The 15,631-nt window shown below is 58.2% G+C and carries 14 protein-coding genes; 12 read left to right on the top strand and 2 right to left on the bottom strand.

Features of this window, described 5'->3' with window-relative positions:
• Positions 1 to 189: 189 nt before the first annotated feature.
• The 4 genes from LAP85_03345 to speA all read left to right on the top strand — a co-directional run bounded on the left by LAP85_03345 (position 190) and on the right by speA (position 5,053).
• Positions 190 to 1,455, top strand: a complete 1,266-nt coding sequence (locus tag LAP85_03345) for a LeuA family protein (protein ID MBZ5495412.1) — start codon at positions 190 to 192, stop codon at positions 1,453 to 1,455.
• Positions 1,456 to 1,582: 127 nt separating this feature from the next.
• Positions 1,583 to 2,242, top strand: a complete 660-nt coding sequence (locus LAP85_03350) for a VTT domain-containing protein (protein MBZ5495413.1) — start codon at positions 1,583 to 1,585, stop codon at positions 2,240 to 2,242.
• A gap of 122 nt (positions 2,243 to 2,364) precedes the next feature.
• Positions 2,365 to 2,928 carry an elongation factor P gene (gene efp / locus LAP85_03355; protein MBZ5495414.1) on the top strand — a complete coding sequence of 188 codons (564 nt, stop codon included), beginning with the start codon at positions 2,365 to 2,367 and terminating at the stop codon, positions 2,926 to 2,928.
• A gap of 208 nt (positions 2,929 to 3,136) precedes the next feature.
• Positions 3,137 to 5,053, top strand: a complete 1,917-nt coding sequence (gene speA / locus LAP85_03360; GenBank protein MBZ5495415.1) for a biosynthetic arginine decarboxylase — start codon at positions 3,137 to 3,139, stop codon at positions 5,051 to 5,053.
• 67 nt (positions 5,054 to 5,120) lie between these two features.
• On the opposite strand, the gene LAP85_03365 is transcribed toward speA, so the two are convergent.
• Complete coding sequence (locus LAP85_03365; protein ID MBZ5495416.1) at positions 5,121 to 6,080, bottom strand: VWA domain-containing protein; 960 nt, start codon at positions 6,078 to 6,080, stop codon at positions 5,121 to 5,123.
• Positions 6,081 to 6,253: 173 nt separating this feature from the next.
• Complete coding sequence (locus LAP85_03370) at positions 6,254 to 7,660, bottom strand: sigma-54 dependent transcriptional regulator (GenBank protein ID MBZ5495417.1); 1,407 nt, start codon at positions 7,658 to 7,660, stop codon at positions 6,254 to 6,256.
• Between the two features lie 494 nt (positions 7,661 to 8,154).
• On the opposite strand from LAP85_03370, the gene LAP85_03375 reads away from it, so the two are divergent.
• The 8 genes from LAP85_03375 (at position 8,155) to LAP85_03410 (ending at position 15,625) form a co-directional block, all read left to right on the top strand.
• On the top strand, positions 8,155 to 9,465 hold the full coding sequence (locus LAP85_03375; protein MBZ5495418.1) for a PAS domain S-box protein: 1,311 nt from the start codon (positions 8,155 to 8,157) through the stop codon (positions 9,463 to 9,465).
• A gap of 11 nt (positions 9,466 to 9,476) precedes the next feature.
• Positions 9,477 to 10,823: a sigma-54 dependent transcriptional regulator gene (locus tag LAP85_03380; protein ID MBZ5495419.1), complete on the top strand. Its 1,347-nt coding sequence runs from the start codon at positions 9,477 to 9,479 to the stop codon at positions 10,821 to 10,823.
• Positions 10,824 to 10,942: 119 nt separating this feature from the next.
• The gene (gene flgB / locus LAP85_03385; protein MBZ5495420.1) at positions 10,943 to 11,362 is read left to right on the top strand and encodes a flagellar basal body rod protein FlgB; all 420 of its coding nucleotides are present in this window, start codon (positions 10,943 to 10,945) and stop codon (positions 11,360 to 11,362) included.
• A complete protein-coding gene (gene flgC / locus LAP85_03390) occupies positions 11,362 to 11,796 on the top strand; it encodes a flagellar basal body rod protein FlgC (protein ID MBZ5495421.1) in 435 nt (144 codons plus the stop codon). The genes flgB and flgC overlap by 1 nt, the downstream gene beginning before the upstream one ends.
• A gap of 10 nt (positions 11,797 to 11,806) precedes the next feature.
• A complete protein-coding gene (gene fliE / locus LAP85_03395) occupies positions 11,807 to 12,115 on the top strand; it encodes a flagellar hook-basal body complex protein FliE (protein MBZ5495422.1) in 309 nt (102 codons plus the stop codon).
• A gap of 63 nt (positions 12,116 to 12,178) precedes the next feature.
• A complete protein-coding gene (fliF, locus tag LAP85_03400) occupies positions 12,179 to 13,906 on the top strand; it encodes a flagellar M-ring protein FliF (protein MBZ5495423.1) in 1,728 nt (575 codons plus the stop codon).
• Positions 13,907 to 13,912: 6 nt separating this feature from the next.
• Positions 13,913 to 14,923 (top strand): flagellar motor switch protein FliG, encoded by a 1,011-nt coding sequence (gene fliG / locus LAP85_03405; protein ID MBZ5495424.1) that lies wholly within the window; start codon positions 13,913 to 13,915, stop codon positions 14,921 to 14,923.
• A gap of 39 nt (positions 14,924 to 14,962) precedes the next feature.
• Positions 14,963 to 15,625 (top strand): hypothetical protein, encoded by a 663-nt coding sequence (locus LAP85_03410; GenBank protein MBZ5495425.1) that lies wholly within the window; start codon positions 14,963 to 14,965, stop codon positions 15,623 to 15,625.
• Positions 15,626 to 15,631: the final 6 nt, after the last annotated feature.

The following is a 15,631-nucleotide window of genomic DNA, read 5'->3' on the forward strand; positions in this document are numbered from 1 at the left end:
GAATGGTCGGCTCATCAGCGCCAGGGCTCCAGGACGCCAAGACGCCAAGACAGGATGGTTCTGGCGCATTGGCGTCCTGGTGTCTTGGCGGCAAATCCGCCAAGCGGGCAATGGTGCATTCCGGCTCTTGCCGATTGGAGTTATTATTGAACGGGTAACGCCGGACGAATGCGAGACGCGACCCGATGACTGGAATTCGGAAACCCGAGGCCGGTAGTGGACAGCAAATCGGATCTGATTCACGATTGGAACTCTGCGGGAGAGCGATTCTTCACGGGCCGGCAGCCGAGTTTTGCCGACGAGACGTTGCGCGACGGGTTGCAGTCGCCCTCGATTCGCAATCCCTCGATCGAGCAAAAAATCCGCATACTGCACCTGATTGAGGCGCTGGGGATTCAATCCGCGGATATCGGATTACCGGGCGCTGGTGCGAAGGTGGCTGCGGAAACCGAGCGGCTGGCGGTCGAGGTCGCGTCGCGGAAGATGCGCGTCCGGCCTTACTGCGCGGCCCGGACCGTGCACTGGGACATCCGCCCGATCGTCGAGATCTCGCAGAAAGCAGGCATTGCCATCGAGGTCGCCGCCTTCATCGGCGCCAGCCCGGTGCGCCAGTATGTGGAAGATTGGAATATCGGGGCCATCCTGAAGCGCAGTGAGGAGGCGATCCGTTTCGCCGTCCAGGAAGGCCTACCGGTGATGTTCGTGACCGAGGACACGACACGAACCCGCCCAGAGGACATCCGCAGGCTCTACTCCGATGCGATTTCCTGGGGCGCGCGGGCTCTGGTCGTCTGCGATACTGTTGGACATGCGACCCCGGCCGGGGTCAGGAACCTGATCCGGTTCTTGCGCGACGAGATCGTGGTTCCATCGGGTCTGCCGATTCGGATCGACTGGCACGGTCACAATGACCGCGGCCTGGGCGTGATCAACGCCATCGCGGCCTTTGAAGCGGGTGCAGACCAACTCCACGCCTGTGCGCTCGGGATCGGCGAACGCGTCGGCAACGTGGCCATGGACCAGCTCCTGGTCAACATGCGCTTGATGGGCTACCTGGAACAGGATCTTACGGAACTGAAGGATTACTGTGCGGCCGTTTCCGAGGCGACAGGATTGCCCATCCCCCTCAATTACCCGATCCTGGGCGCCGACGCCTTCCGGACCGCCACCGGCGTGCATGCCGCGGCGGTCATCAAGGCGCTGAAAAAGGGAGACGTCGAACTGGCCAACCTGGTCTATTCGGGAGTCCCCTCCCAGTGGTTCGGGCTCGAGCAGCAAATCGAAATCGGACCGATGAGCGGGCGGTCCAACATCGAGTATTGGCTGCAGAAACGTGGGTTTGCGCCCGACGAAGACCTGGTCGCGCGCCTGTTCGCCAAGGCCAAGTCCTCGGACTGTGTTCTGAGCGAAGCCGAAATCATGGCGGAAATCCGAGGCTCCACCGATAAAGCTTAGGTGTGGATTCCACGGCAATTTTGCATATTTTGGCTTGCGGATTTCGTACTCGAACCCGAATCCGAAATTGACACTATCGGATTCGTGAGGTTGCGGTTACTATTCGCAGTTTCGGAATGACGATCGTATGTTGGATTTCATTCGTTACGCGTACCACCTGCTGACTGACGTGCAGGGCCTCATCCAGTGGGGTGGGACCGTGCTCGTGTGCATCATTATCTTTTCGGAAACGGGCTTGTTTGTCGGCTTTTTTCTGCCCGGGGATTCGCTGCTGGTAACCGCAGGCATTTTCGCCGCCATGGGGCATCTCAATTTGCCGTTGCTGCTGACCACGGTCTCGCTGTGCGCGATTGCCGGGGATCAGGTCGGCTATTGGATAGGCCGTCGGGCCGGTGCGACCCTTTACCGGCGCGAAGACTCCTTCTTTTTCCGCAGGAAACACCTGCAGCGGGCCCATGATTTCTACGAGAAGTACGGAGGAAAGACGATCGTGCTCGCGCGTTTTGTGCCGATCGTGCGCACATTTGCCCCGGCAGTCGCCGGAGCCGCGAACATGAAATATCGCCGCTTCGTCACCTATAATGTAGTGGGTGGGGTTCTCTGGGTATGGAGCATGCTGCTGGCCGGCTTTTTTCTGTCCTCGGCAATTCCGGACGTGGACAGACACATCCACATGGTCATCGTCATCGTCGTTTTCCTGTCCGTGCTCCCGGCCGTGATCGAGGTGCTGCGCAACCGAGGCCGCAAGCGAGCCGTGCCCGAGCCGTCGCCCGGCAGCCAAAAATGACAGGAACGCTCGTGAGGATCTTGCCGCTTTTCATCAGAAGTGCCGATCAATGCCGGATCTTGATGGGGCGCCTGGGATTCGAGTAACATAAACACCTGGCAAACATTTGAGGCTTATTTTTCATGATTGCAGCAACCCAGATTAAACGTGGGATGACCATTAAACTCAACGGTGAGCTGTATCGTGTCTTCTCCTTTCAGCACATCACGCCCGGGAACTGGCGTGGCATGGTCCAGACCAAGCTGAAATCGGTGAAGACCGGATCCATCATCGAGCACCGCTTCCGCTCCGAGGATCGAGTCGAACAGGCTTACATGGAAATGCACCAGATGGAGTATCTCTACACGGACGGGACGGACTATTACTTCATGAATACCGCGACCTTCGAACAGATCCACCTTCCCGTGGACCTGCTGGAGGATTCGATCCCCTACCTGACTCCCAATATCCAGATCCAGGTGGAGTTCTACGAGGGCAGGCCGATCGGAATTGACTTGCCCCCTTCGGTCGAGCTCAAAGTCGTCTCCACCGAGCCCGCGCTGCGGGGCGCGACCGTCAGCAATGTCAGCAAACCTGCCACGCTCGAGACGGGCCTGGTCATACAGGTCCCCCCCTTCGTCAATGAAGGGGAAGTGATCCGTGTAGACACGAATGAAGGCAAATACCTGGAGCGCGTGAAATCCTGAACGGATCTCTCCTTTGAATCGGGGATTTTTCATTTCACTCGTCCTGATCTGGATCGATCGGCACCGATCCAAAACATGCAATCCAAAATCAGGGTGTATACGTTCCTCTGTTGATTTTGCCCCTCACGTTTGGTAAGTTTCACCGCTAATCGCTTGCCTAGTTTTCTGGTTGTGATACCGACCGGTGCGCGACGAGGTGACCTGAGCCATGAGAGAACTAACGCAAAGCCTGCGGCTGTCTCCGAGTGAGATTCCGCAGCGGATCTACGGGCTGGAAAATTGGGGGGCAGGATACTTCGGGGTGAGCGAGCAGGGGTGCCTCACGGTCCACCCCACGCGCAATCCCCTCATGGGGGTCGAAATTATCTCTCTCATCAATACCCTGCAGCAGCGCCGGGTCGCTCCTCCCTTTCTTCTCCGGTTTCCCCAGATCCTCGATACTCAGATCAAGGAATTCCATGAGGCGTTCCGCAATTCGATTGCGGAATACGGCTACGGCGCGCGCCACCGCGGCGTTTTCCCCATGAAGGTGAATCAGAGGCGCAGCGTGGTCGAGCGCCTGATGGCTGCCGGCCACCGCTACGAGTATGGATTGGAAGTTGGTACGAAGGCCGAACTGGCGGCAGCGCTCACGCTGACGGTTCATCCCAACGCGCTCTTGATATGCAACGGCGTGAAGGATCGGCGCTATCTCGAGTGGGCGATCAAGGCAGCCAAGTTCGGCAAGAACCCGATCATTGTCATGGAGGAGGTTTCCGATCTCAAGAAGATCTCAGAGGTAGGTACTGCGCTGCAGGCCAAGCCGGCTCTGGGTGTCAGGGTGCGCATATCTTCCCGTGGTGCGGGGAAATGGGAGGAATCCGGCGGCGAGACCTCGAAGTTCGGCATCAATACCATACAGCTGCTGGATTGCCTCAAGTCCGCAACCGATTCCCAGATGGCGCGGCAGCTCAAAATGCTGCACTTCCACATCGGTTCACAAATAACCGACATCCGCAGAATCAAAAGCGCCATCAAGGAAGCCGCCCGAGTGTATGCCAAGGTCTACAAGATGGGATACCCGGTCGAGTATCTCAATGTGGGCGGCGGTCTCGGCGTCGATTACGACGGCAGCCGCACGGCGTCGGACTGCAGTGTCAACTACAGCATTCAGGAATACGCCAATGACATCGTCTACACCATCGACGAGATTTGCGAGTCGGAAAACGTGCCGCCCCCGACGATCGTAACGGAATCCGGACGCGCCGTCGCCGCACACCACGCCACCTTCATCACCAATGTGATCCGGACGCTCAATCCGGGATTGGGAGGGCCTGAGGTCGACTTGTCCAAGATCGACTCCGAAGTGGTCCTGGAGATGATGGACCTCCACAAGGACATCAACCAGAAAAACTTCACGGAGTATTATCACGATGCACTTCAGCACCGCGAGGAGCTGCAATCGCTCTTCAACCTCGGCTACCTCAACCTGCAGAATCGCGCGCACGGCGAATGGTTGTTCTGGGAAATCTGCCGCAAGGCCATCAAGTTCTCCCACCTGCTGAAGGAGCGCCCCGAGGAGTTAGCCGACCTCGAGAACATACTCGCCAGCAAGTACATCTGCAACTTTTCCGTATTTCAATCCACCCCCGATGCCTGGGCTCTGGATCAGCTTTTCCCCATCCTTCCCGTCACCAGGCTTACGGAAGAGCCAACCGAACGCGCCACACTGTGCGACATCACGTGTGACTCCGACGGGCAAATCGACAAATTCGTCGACCTCCGGGACGTCAAGCTGGCTCTTGAGCTGCACGGCGGCATCAACGACTCCTATTACCTGGCAATCCCGCTGGTGGGCGCCTATCAGGAGTCGCTGGGCATGAACCACAACCTGCTCGGGTCGGCCAACGAGGCGCATTTTCTGGTTGATGATGCGGGCAGGGCTCACCTCGACAAGGTCGTGCGCGGGCAAAACCTCTCGCAGGTGCTCGCCGGCGCCGGATACGAGACGCCGGGTCTCATCGAGGGCTTCCAGCAAATGATCGCGACGGCAGAGGCACAGGGCAAAATCAGCGCCGAGGAAAGCGGCTCGCTTACCGAGCTCTACCAGTCCACCCTCGAAGCCTACACCTACCTCGAAGATTGAATGATAAGTCCTGAATGGGCTTCCACCGCAACAGCCTCACTCATGATTCACCAATCATCCGCGAATCTTATCTGGCAACGTCCATAGCGGGGTAGTAGCCGGTCTTTGAGGCTACAACCGTGAGGCCGGGAATCCGGGTTTCGATTCTGACATTGCGCCACCGTCCGTCGGGCGCTTTTGGCGGATAATAAGCGAAGGTGTACTGATGGTGCATCCTCTCGGAGATCTCGTCGCAGATCTTGCCGAGTTCCTTCGACTGGACCACGATGAACGACTCGCCGCCCGCCGACGAGGTGAGCTGATCGAGAACGGTTTCGGTGATCGCCTTGTACTGGAGTTCCTCCAGCAGATCCGTCTCGAGACCGATGGCAAACAACTCCGTGGCGCTCCGGCGCAACACGGCGATCGTCCCCTTTAACTCGGCACTGCCATAAGTGTTGACGCCGTCGCTCAACAGCAGCAGCACCTGCCGGCGGTTGTGAGCGTTCTGAGACTGCTTTAAGCCCAGCAGGATCGCATCGTAGAGCGCCGTAGACCCGTTACCTTCCAGTCGACGGATCGAGCGCCTGATCCTGTCCAGATCCTGGGTGAAACCCTGAATCACGAGCGGGCGGGAGTTGAACGTCATCAACATCGCTTCGTCGCCGGGATTGAGACGAGTCAGGAACTGAATGAGGGATTTCTTGGCGTTATCGAGTTTCTTGCCGGACATGCTGCTGCTGGTATCGAGAAGAATCACTATGCTCAGCGGCATATACTCCCGGCTGAACTGACTGATGGGCTGTCGTGCGTCATTGTCATAAATAATGAAGTCGTCCTGGTTCAGGCCGGTGACCACCTTGCCTCTCCGGTCATGAACAGTGGCGAACAGGCTGACCAGTTCGACCTTGACCCCGACGCGGTAGTCCTGGATCTGCGGCGCAGCGTCCTCGCGTGGCGATTGACCTGCCCGGAAAGCGCCGGACGGGAATGCCGCCAGGCAGAAGAATACAAGAAGATGGAAAGTCGAAGCCAATCCGGATCTCATTTGCCGTCCCGCAACAGTCCCCTCTCATAATAGGATAGACCTGAGCAGGCGTCCGTCGAAGCCTAATTTGGTGCGGGATCGGCAACCAAAACATTGACCTCGAAAGATAATAAACATGCGCGAATCTTTTCGTATACTTCGTCCCTTTCCTGGGTTGAAACGGGTTGCGGAACTCAATTCACGAGATCGGATTCGGGGCCCATGCGCTTGAGCTTCTCCACGAAGGTCGTGCGCTTGAGTTGAAGGAGAGAAGCCGCGCGCTTTTTGTTTCCGCCGGTCACCCGAAGGCTCTGCAGAATGAGTCGCCGCTCGAGTTCAGAGATCAGGGTGTTGAAGTTTACCCCATCCTCCGGAATGTCGATGTTGCGGAAGATCTCGTCCTCGCCCGGTATTCGGGACACGACCGGGAAGTCGGTCACCTCCAGAAGCTCGCGGTCTCCGGAAAGCGCGACGGCCATTTCCACTGCGTTTTCCAGCTGGCGGACATTTCCAGGCCACTCGAAGGCTATCAAGTATTTGATGGCTTCATGGGAGACCCTCTTGACCGGGACCTGCTGCTCCGCGCAGAACTTCTTTACGAAGTGGGAGACCAGAGGGGGCAAGTCCTCGCGCCGCTGACGAAGCGGCAGGATATGGATGGGAATCACGTTCAGGCGATAATAAAGGTCTTCACGAAATTCGCCGCCGCGCACCTTATCCATCAGATCCTCGTTGGTGGCAGCGATGATCCGCACATCCACCTTGACGGCCGTCGTTCCCCCGACCTTCTGGAATTCGCGCTCCTGCAGAACCCGAAGCAGCTTGACCTGAAGGTCCAGGGGCATGCTCCCGACTTCGTCAAGAAACAGGGTGCCGCGGTTCGCCTGCTCAAAGCGGCCCAGCCGGTGCTGATGCGCTCCTGTGAACGCCCCCTTTACGTGGCCGAAGAGCTCATCTTCTAGGAGATTAGCGGGAATTGCCGCACAATTGACACAGACGAGTGGCTGGTCTCTGCGGGGTCCGTTGTAATGGATGGCGCGCGCAACGACCTCCTTTCCCGTCCCGGTTTCTCCGGAGATCAGGATCGTGCTGGTCTTCTGCGCCACCATCGCCACCATACGGTAGACCTGCTGCATCGCGGGGCTGCTGCCGATCAGGTTGGTGAATTGGAACTTATCCTGCAACTCGGATCGAAGCAGGGAGTTCTCCGATTTGAGGCGCCTGTCCTGCAGCCCCTTCTCAACCCGCATCACCATCTCTTCGAGCTGAAAAGGCTTGGGCAGGTAGTCGTAAGCTCCCACGCGGATGGCCTCCACGGCTGTCTGAATGTTTCCATAGCCCGTCATGATGATCACAATCGTTTCGGGGAAAATGGTCAGAGCTTCCTGAAGCAGTTTTTCACCCTGCACGCTCGGGAGCCGCAGGTCGGTGATGATCACATCATAAGGATACCTGCGCATCATTTCCAGGGCTGCGGCGCCGTCAGACGCCTCCTCTACCATGAATCCTGCCCCCTCAAGAGCCTGACGCACGATCTCGCGCATGTAGGCTTCATCGTCGACAACCAGAATTTTGACATCCTCCAGTCCGAGTTTGCGCATTCCAGCCTCCAATATTGAACAGACAACCAAAAAATGACACTTAAGGCGCGGAAATTCGTCACGGCATACGGATCAATTTTTCTGAGCGTCAAAAGCAAGACTGTGTGAATCACTGCGATTCAACATCTGAAGCGGATTTCTTATATCTCACATTTTTCACATTTGTCAATATTTTCATATAACAAAAAAATGACATGAAAGAGGTGGTGGCAAGTTGCTATTCCAAGAGTGGGACCATTCAATCACTGTACGTCAACCGTTCGGGCTCATAGCTGTCAACAAATTGACTAATTCTCCCTATCAGCCATCTCACATTCGGATGAATTGAGATCCGATAGATTCTCTAAGCCAAAACTTTCCAACATTTACAGGAATTGATCGCGTATTTTGCCACGGCGACCGCCACTGGCATGCGGCTTGCGATACGGGGCTCGGGATATTGTGATGCAGAAGCACTGAGCCGGGCGGGCCGGTGCTTCACGGGAGCTGCACCGATGGGAACGAGTCCGAACGGGACGATTTGCCAATTCGACCGGCAGTCGATCAACCTGGAAGCGATTCCGCAGAATAAGGAAGCCGGGGAGGCAAATCTGCTGCTGGAAGCCTTCCAGATGTTCACCCAGGCCTCCACATCTTTGGAGACCGCGTTTCAGAAACTGCAGGCACGAACTCGCCGCCTTTCCAACGAACTGGCTGCCAAAAACCGCGAGTTAAAGAAGAGTCTTCGAGAGAAAGAGGAGGTCCAGAACTACCTGACGAGAATTTTGGAAAGCCTCCCATGCGGCGTTCTGGTCCTGGACGGGGCCGGCAAAGTCACCCTCTGCAATCCGGTAGCGGCCCAGATCCTCGGCCAGTCTCCGGCCTCCAAAGGGAAGAGGTCCGGGCGCTGGTCTGCAGCAATTCGCAAGTATCTTGATGCTTTCGAGGCCCGGGAAACCGGCGATAAAGAAGTCGAAATCCCCTTTGTCTCACGCGGGAAAATGAGGATGCTTGCCACGGCCGGCACGCCGCTCAAGAGCGCTTCGGGAGCCAAGGCCGGCACGCTTCATATCATCCGGGACATCACGGAAATGAAGGCCATGGAAGTGCGCAACAAGCGCGGTGAGCGGCTGGCCGCCATGGGTGAGATGGCAGTGGAACTGGCCCACGAAATCCGCAATCCGCTGGGGAGCATCGAGCTGTTTGCCTCGCTTCTCGAGAAGGAACTGCCGCGGCAAAGCGATCCCGGCCGTTGGGCGGAGAATATCCGCATCGGCAGCCGGTCGCTCAACAACATCGTTTCCAACATGCTCCACTTCGCCAATCCCCTCGCGCCCCAGTTCCAGGACGTAGATCTGCACGTTCTGATTCGTGAAATTCTGAGCTTTGCCGAACCGATTCTGAAGCAGCGCGAGGTGTGGGTTGAAACCCGGCTGGCGGCGCATGCATGCGGGGTTTCCGGCGACCGCGAGCTGCTCAAACAGATGATCCTGAACCTCGTCCTGAACTCTCTCCAAGCCATGCCCGCCAAGGGCTCACTGACGGTCGGGACGCGCGATGTCAGCACGCTTCCCGGTGGTTCTCTGTGCGCGGGGGTTGAATTGACAGTGCGGGACACCGGATTGGGGATTCCACCCGAGAATCTCGGGCGCATCTTCGACCCGTTCTTTACCACCAACAAGAATGGAACTGGTCTCGGGCTGTCGGTAGTGCACCAGATTATAGAACAGCATTCGGGCTTCATTCATGTGGAGAGCGCAGTGAACATGGGCACCACCTTTACCATAGTTCTGCCGGGGGCGGATCTGGTCTCCGGCGCCGCGTAGCGAGGGTCTGCATGCAGGAAGAAGTCCTGGTGGTGGACGACGAACCACAGATGCTGATTGCGATCAACGAAACTCTGCGCCGCGAGGGTTATTCGATCACGACCGCCGGCAGTGCCAGGGAGGCGCTGTGCCGCCTCAGGGAGAGGTACTACCACCTGGTGATCACCGATGTGCGCATGCCTGAAATGAACGGCTTCGACCTCCTGAAGAAGGTCAAAGCGTCGACGCCGCAAACTCCCGTCGTGCTCCTGACGGCGTACGGAACGGTCCAGAATGCGGTCGATGCCATGAAGCAGGGCGCATTCGATTATCTGCTCAAGCCTTTCTCTTCGGAGTCGCTCGAGACGGTAGTGCGCCGGGCGCTGGACAGCGCGCCGGAGCGGGGAGCGGCCCCGAGCTACGACATTGTCACCCAGGACCCGACCTTTTCGGTGGTGCTGGAACGGGCGCGGCAAGCTGCGGCGAGCACGGCGACGGTCCTGGTGGAAGCGGAGAGCGGGACGGGGAAAGAACTGCTGGCGCGCATGATTCATCAGGAAAGCCCGCGCGCTTCCGGACCGTTTGTGGCCGTCAATTGTGCTGCTTTGCCCGAGAACCTGCTGGAAAGCGAGTTGTTTGGCTTTGAGCGGGGTGCATTCACCGGCGCCTCGGCTTCGAAACCGGGCAAATTCGAACTGGCCCACCGCGGCACCCTCCTGCTGGATGAGGTTGGAGAGATGGCTCCAATCCTCCAGGCGAAGCTGTTGCGGGTGCTGCAGGAGCATGAAGTGGACCGCATCGGCGGAAAGGAGCCGGTGCGGATCGACGTGCGCGTGATTGCCACAACGAACCGCGACCTGGCATTGCTGGTGCGCGGCGGAGGTTTTCGCGAGGACCTCTACTATCGGCTGAACGTGATACGCCTCAACATTCCGCCGCTGCGGCAGCGCAGCGGGGATATCCCGCTGCTCGTGGATTTCTTCTGCCGGAGGTATGCAAAGGCCTTCGGCAAGGCGGGCGTGAGGTGCAGCACCGCCGCCCTGGAAAACCTGGCCCGGCAGCAGTGGCCCGGCAACGTGCGCGAACTGGAGAATGCCATCCAGCGGGCGGTGGCGCTGTTGACGGGGACGATCATCGAGACCGCAGACCTGCTCGCGGCAGGTCCCTCCGCGCCGGCAGATGCGGCGCCGGCGGTAGGCACGACCGTTCGGGACATGGAGCGACAGCTGATCCAGAAGACGCTGGAAAACACCGGCGGCAACCGCACTCATGCCGCCCGCCTGCTCGGCATCAGCCTGCGCACGCTGCGCAACAAGTTGAACGAGTTCGGCCTGCAGGACAGGCAGGCAAAAGTTGCCCAGGCCCGGGCATCGTTGTGAGCGCTTCCGGTCCTGTCGCAGCTGCACATCGCGGAAAAACGGCTGGTTTCTGAACCTTGCTGTTCTGGCAATGGGATTGCTTGAAGCCATGAAGGGCCTCGTTGTATGAGGCAGGAAGGATGGAGCAATTGAAGGTGGGACTCATTCAAGATGCGACCATCGAGGCGATGGGAAACTACATGACCCGTCTGTCGAGACGCCAGGAAGTGGTGGCGTCGAACATCGCCAACATCGACACCCCCGGCTACAAGACCCGTGACATTTCCTTCCACGCCACCATGGAAGAGCTGCTGTCCGGCCCCTCTTCAGGCTTGAGAGCTACGCGCCCCGAACACATAGAGGAATGGACCTTTGCCCCTGAGCCGGAAGTCTTCGAAGTGCCGGGCCTCACGATGAGGCCGGACCAGAACAACGTGGACATCGACCGGGAGATGCTCAAGCTGGGGGAAACGTCGTTTGGCTACAGCATGATGGCGATGCTGTTGCGCTCAAAGTTCAGGACCATTGCCAGCAGCATCAACGAAGGGAGGGTTAGCTGATGAGTCTGATGACCGCAATGGAAGTAGGCGCTTCGGGCCTCTCAGCCCAGCGCAAGCGGCTCGAGGTACTGGTGAGCAACCTGGTGAACGCAAGCACCACCGGCCCCGCGGGAACGGAACCTTACCGGCGCAAGGATGTGGTCTTCACCGCGACCCCGCCGTCTTCCACTTTCGGCGGCGCGCTCGACGATGCCATGGGAGCTGTGAACGGAGTGGAGGTGACGGCGGTCGTCACCGATCAATCCGCGCCCATTCGCCGTTATGAGCCCGGCCATCCTCACGCGGACAAGGATGGCTATGTCACCTATCCCAATATCAACCCCATGGAAGAGCTGGTGAACATGCTCTCCGCCACACGTTCCTATGAAGCCAACCTCCAGGCGGTGAACACCACCAAGGATATGGCTCTGAAGACGCTGGATATCATCCGGTAAGAGGATTTTCATGGCACAAAACCTGATTGGTCAAATTAATCCCAACCTGCAGTTGCCCGAGATCACCCGGCCGCGTGCCCCCGGCAAGACCGAGGAGGGTGCGAGCTTTGGTGACATGCTGAAGAGCGCCATCTCGACGGCGAACGAGTTGCAGAAGCAGTCCGATGTCGAAATTCAGAAGCTCATCACCGGCGAAACCCAGGACCTGCACACCACCATGATCGCCGTGCAGAAGGCCGACATCTCGTTCCAGATGATGATGCAGGTGCGCAACAAGATCGTGCAGGCATACCAGGAAATCATGCGCATGCAGGTCTAGCGCCTGGAACCGCGGTGGTGAGATTTTGCGAATGAAACTTCATTGCCCAGTGGAGATTTCGAAGTGCCCGGCACACAACCAAGCTTGCAGAATCAGTTACTAGCCATCTGGTCTCGCCTCCAGGCCACCCAGCGCGCGACTCTCCTGCTCAGCACCGTCCTTGCGCTCGTCGGCCTCGGATCCCTCGTATTTTTCATGAACCGGGTCGAGTATGTCGCCCTCTATCGGGACCTGAATCCCGAAGACGCCCAAGCGATTGTTGGGAAACTCAAAGAGCTCAAAAAGGATTACCAGGTCTCTGCCGATCAATCGACGATCGAAGTAGCCGGCTCCGAAGCGGATCTCAACAAGCTGCGGATGGACATCGAGGGCGCCGGCTTGAGGCACAGCGGCAGAATCGGCTACGAGATCTTTGACAAGAGCCAGTTCGGCATGACCGATTTCACCGAACAGGTGAACTACAAGCGTGCCCTCGAGGGCGAGTTGGGCCGCACCATCAACAGTCTGGCAGAAATCACCGAAGCCCGTGTTCATCTGGTCCTGCCGAAGGACTCCCTTTTCGAAGAGAAGAAGGAGGAAGCCAAGGCGAGCGTGTTCGTGCGCCTGAGAAAGGGCAAAGAACTGCCCAAGAGCAGTATCTCCGGCATCGTGAACCTGGTCGCAGGAGCGGTGCAGGGGTTGCCGACCTATAACGTGTCGGTTGTGGATTCCGAGGGGCGAGTGCTGTCGCGCCTGCCGTCGGGCGAAGGGACACGTTCGGAATATGAGTCCGGCGTCCAGGCCCAGATTGAGAAGGATATGGTCGCGAAGGTAACCTCGATGCTTGAGCCCGTCGTTGGGAAAGGGAAGGTGCACGCCAACGCCTCGGTCGATGTCGACTTCAACAGCTCCGAACAGACCGAGGAAACCTTCAGCCCGACTCCACCGCCGGTAATCCTCAGCCACCAAAAGAGCGAAGAGAAAGTCGGAAGCGCCAACACGCCCGCAGGAGTTCCCGGGACACGCTCCAACCAGGGGGGTGTGGCTGCTGTGGTTGTGCCGGGGGCGCCCGACCGGTCGCGCCAGAGCGAAGTGACAAACTATGAAGTCAGCAAGCTCGTGCGCCACACCGTGCAGCCCAAGGGCTCCATTCAACGGGTATCGCTCGCAGTTCTCCTCGACTACAAGACCGTTTACAGCAAGGCGGCAGACGGGAAGCAGGCCGCTACCTTTGCACCGCACACCAAGGAGGAACTCGATACGTATCGCAAGCTGGTACTGGCGACAATCGGGTACAACGATAAGCGCGGCGACACGGTAACCCTGGAGAACATGCCTTTCTTCACCGAGCCCGCCCTAGAAGAGGATGGGAAACCCCTCCCGCTGTATATCCGGTATCAGTATTACCTGATCCCCGCCATGAAGTATGCGGCTTATCTCGTGCTTTTCCTGCTCGCTTATCTGCTTTTGGTCCGGCCGGTGCGCAAGCGGATTTTCCAGGGCATAGCATCTGCCGCACCGGCATTGACGCCGGGACAACCCAGGCAATTGGGAGAAAGCGGCGGCAAAGCCCAGGCTCTTCCCGCCGGGGCCCCGTTGAATGCCGCTGCGGCCCTGCCTGGTCAGATTCCGACGGCCACCGCAGGCTCACTCGAGGCCGACATCGAACAGGAGCTTTTGAAGGAAACCGAGGCGGCCGGGGCGGATTTCCGCAAGTATGACGTCTTGAAGAAGAGAGTTGTAGAACATGCCAACAAAGATCCGGAACAGGTGTCGCAGTTGGTTCGCGCCTGGATCCACGAGAAATCATAATTGAATATGGAAGAACAGATATCCGGCATTAAGAAAGCAGCCATCCTGATGGTGCTCCTCGGAGACGAAATCAGTGCCAGTCTCTTCCGGTATCTCCAGGAGGATGAAATCCAGGAGATCACCAAGGAAATTTCACGGCTGGGCCGAATTGATCCCGAAATGGCCGACGGAGTGCTGGACGACTACTACAAGATGACTCTGGCGCGTTCCTATCTCATGCAAGGCGGAGCCGACTACGCCAGGAAGCTTCTCGTCAAGGCATTCGGGGCAGACACGTCCAGGAAGCTTCTGGACCGCGTCACTCTGGCACTGCAGAGCGCAAGCGTGGGGATCGACAGCCTCGAGAAAGCGGACCCAGCCCAGCTCTCGAAGTTCATCCAGAATGAACATCCCCAGACGATTGCCCTGGTGCTGGCCCATCTAAAGACCCCGCAGGCAGCCGCCCTTTTGAACTCCTTGCCCGCCGAACTGCGTGCCGATGTCGTGATGCGCATGGCCAACCTCGAGCAGATCTCACCCGAGATTGTCACCAAGATCACCAGCGTCCTGTCCCAGAGGCTTCAGTCTCTGGGGGACTTCAGTCGCGAGTCTTACGGCGGCGTCCGGGCAGTGGCCGAATTGATCAACCGCCTCGATTCGAACACTTCCGTCGCCATCCTCGAAAAGATCGAGAACGACAACCCCAACATGGCCCTGAGCATTCGCAACCTCATGTTCGTCTTCGATGACATTCTGCTCATCGATGATGCCGGCATGCGGGAGATTATCCAGCGGGTGGACAAGAAGACTCTTACTGTCGCCCTCAAGGGCACGAGTGAGGAACTGAAGGGCCGGTTCTACCATCACATGTCCCAGCGCGCCGTCGAGATGTTGAAGGAGGATATGGAGGTCCTCGGACCCGTGAAAATCAAGGATGTCGAGGCCGCCCAGCAGGAGATCGTTGCCGTGATTCGAAAGCTGGATCAAGACGGGGTGATCAGCCTCAGGGGAGGCGGAGGGGACGAATACGTGAACTAATCCGGTCCCCCCAATTTCTGACATTTTCGGACGAATGCCGTGAGACTCATCAAAAAACAGGATCTGGCCGACACCCGACTCACAAAACTCTCCTTAACCGAGGAGCAGGAATCTGCCCCCACGAAGGCCATCCCGGCCTGGATGGAAGCGGCCGGAGCCAGGAGAAGGCTTGAGGGGCCGCAGTCTGCTGCCGACCCTGCCCACATGGAGAAAGCCGCTTATGAAAGCGGCTTTCTCCAAGGGGAGAAGGCGGGACTGGAAACTGCGGATAAAAAAACTGAAGTGATGATGAGGCGCTACGCCGACACCATCCTCGAGTTGGGCAGGCTCAAGCCCACGCTTTTTGCGCAAGTGGAGCAGGGCGTGGTGAAGCTGGCGCTGGAGGTGGCGAAAAAAATCGTCCACCGTGAAGTGCAGGTCGATCGTGAGATCGTTCAGACACTGATCAGAGTCGCCCTGAGCCATGTGGCCGTAAAATCAGCGGTGACTATTCATCTCCACCCGGAAGATTACAACTTTGTGGTCGCGCAGCGCGCGGCTTCCATGCGGCCTGCCGAAAATGAGCGGGAAATGGTTTTGCTGGCCGACAAATCCATGGAACGCGGCGGATGCCTCATCGAGACCGATTGCGGCGATATCGACGCCCGTATCGAAGAGGAGTTCCGTGAAGTCGAACGCGCGTTTTTCAGCGGCGGGGAATAGCACACC

The sequence above is a fragment of the Terriglobia bacterium genome, assembly GCA_020072565.1.
Classification (GTDB): domain Bacteria; phylum Acidobacteriota; class UBA6911; order UBA6911; family UBA6911; genus JAFNAG01.

What these genes read in the sequence shown, in the direction of transcription:
- efp (MBZ5495414.1), top strand. Translation starts at nt 2,365, where the DNA reads ATGATTGCAGCAACCCAGATTAAACGTGGGATGACCATTAAACTCAAC.
- LAP85_03380 (MBZ5495419.1), top strand. Translation starts at nt 9,477, where the DNA reads ATGCAGGAAGAAGTCCTGGTGGTGGACGACGAACCACAGATGCTGATT.
- flgB (MBZ5495420.1), top strand. Translation starts at nt 10,943, where the DNA reads ATGGAGCAATTGAAGGTGGGACTCATTCAAGATGCGACCATCGAGGCG.
- LAP85_03365 (MBZ5495416.1), bottom strand. Translation starts at nt 6,080, where the DNA reads ATGAGATCCGGATTGGCTTCGACTTTCCATCTTCTTGTATTCTTCTGC.
- LAP85_03350 (MBZ5495413.1), top strand. Translation starts at nt 1,583, where the DNA reads ATGTTGGATTTCATTCGTTACGCGTACCACCTGCTGACTGACGTGCAG.
- LAP85_03375 (MBZ5495418.1), top strand. Translation starts at nt 8,155, where the DNA reads ATGGGAACGAGTCCGAACGGGACGATTTGCCAATTCGACCGGCAGTCG.
- flgC (MBZ5495421.1), top strand. Translation starts at nt 11,362, where the DNA reads ATGAGTCTGATGACCGCAATGGAAGTAGGCGCTTCGGGCCTCTCAGCC.
- fliE (MBZ5495422.1), top strand. Translation starts at nt 11,807, where the DNA reads ATGGCACAAAACCTGATTGGTCAAATTAATCCCAACCTGCAGTTGCCC.
- speA (MBZ5495415.1), top strand. Translation starts at nt 3,137, where the DNA reads ATGAGAGAACTAACGCAAAGCCTGCGGCTGTCTCCGAGTGAGATTCCG.
- LAP85_03370 (MBZ5495417.1), bottom strand. Translation starts at nt 7,660, where the DNA reads ATGCGCAAACTCGGACTGGAGGATGTCAAAATTCTGGTTGTCGACGAT.
- fliG (MBZ5495424.1), top strand. Translation starts at nt 13,913, where the DNA reads ATGGAAGAACAGATATCCGGCATTAAGAAAGCAGCCATCCTGATGGTG.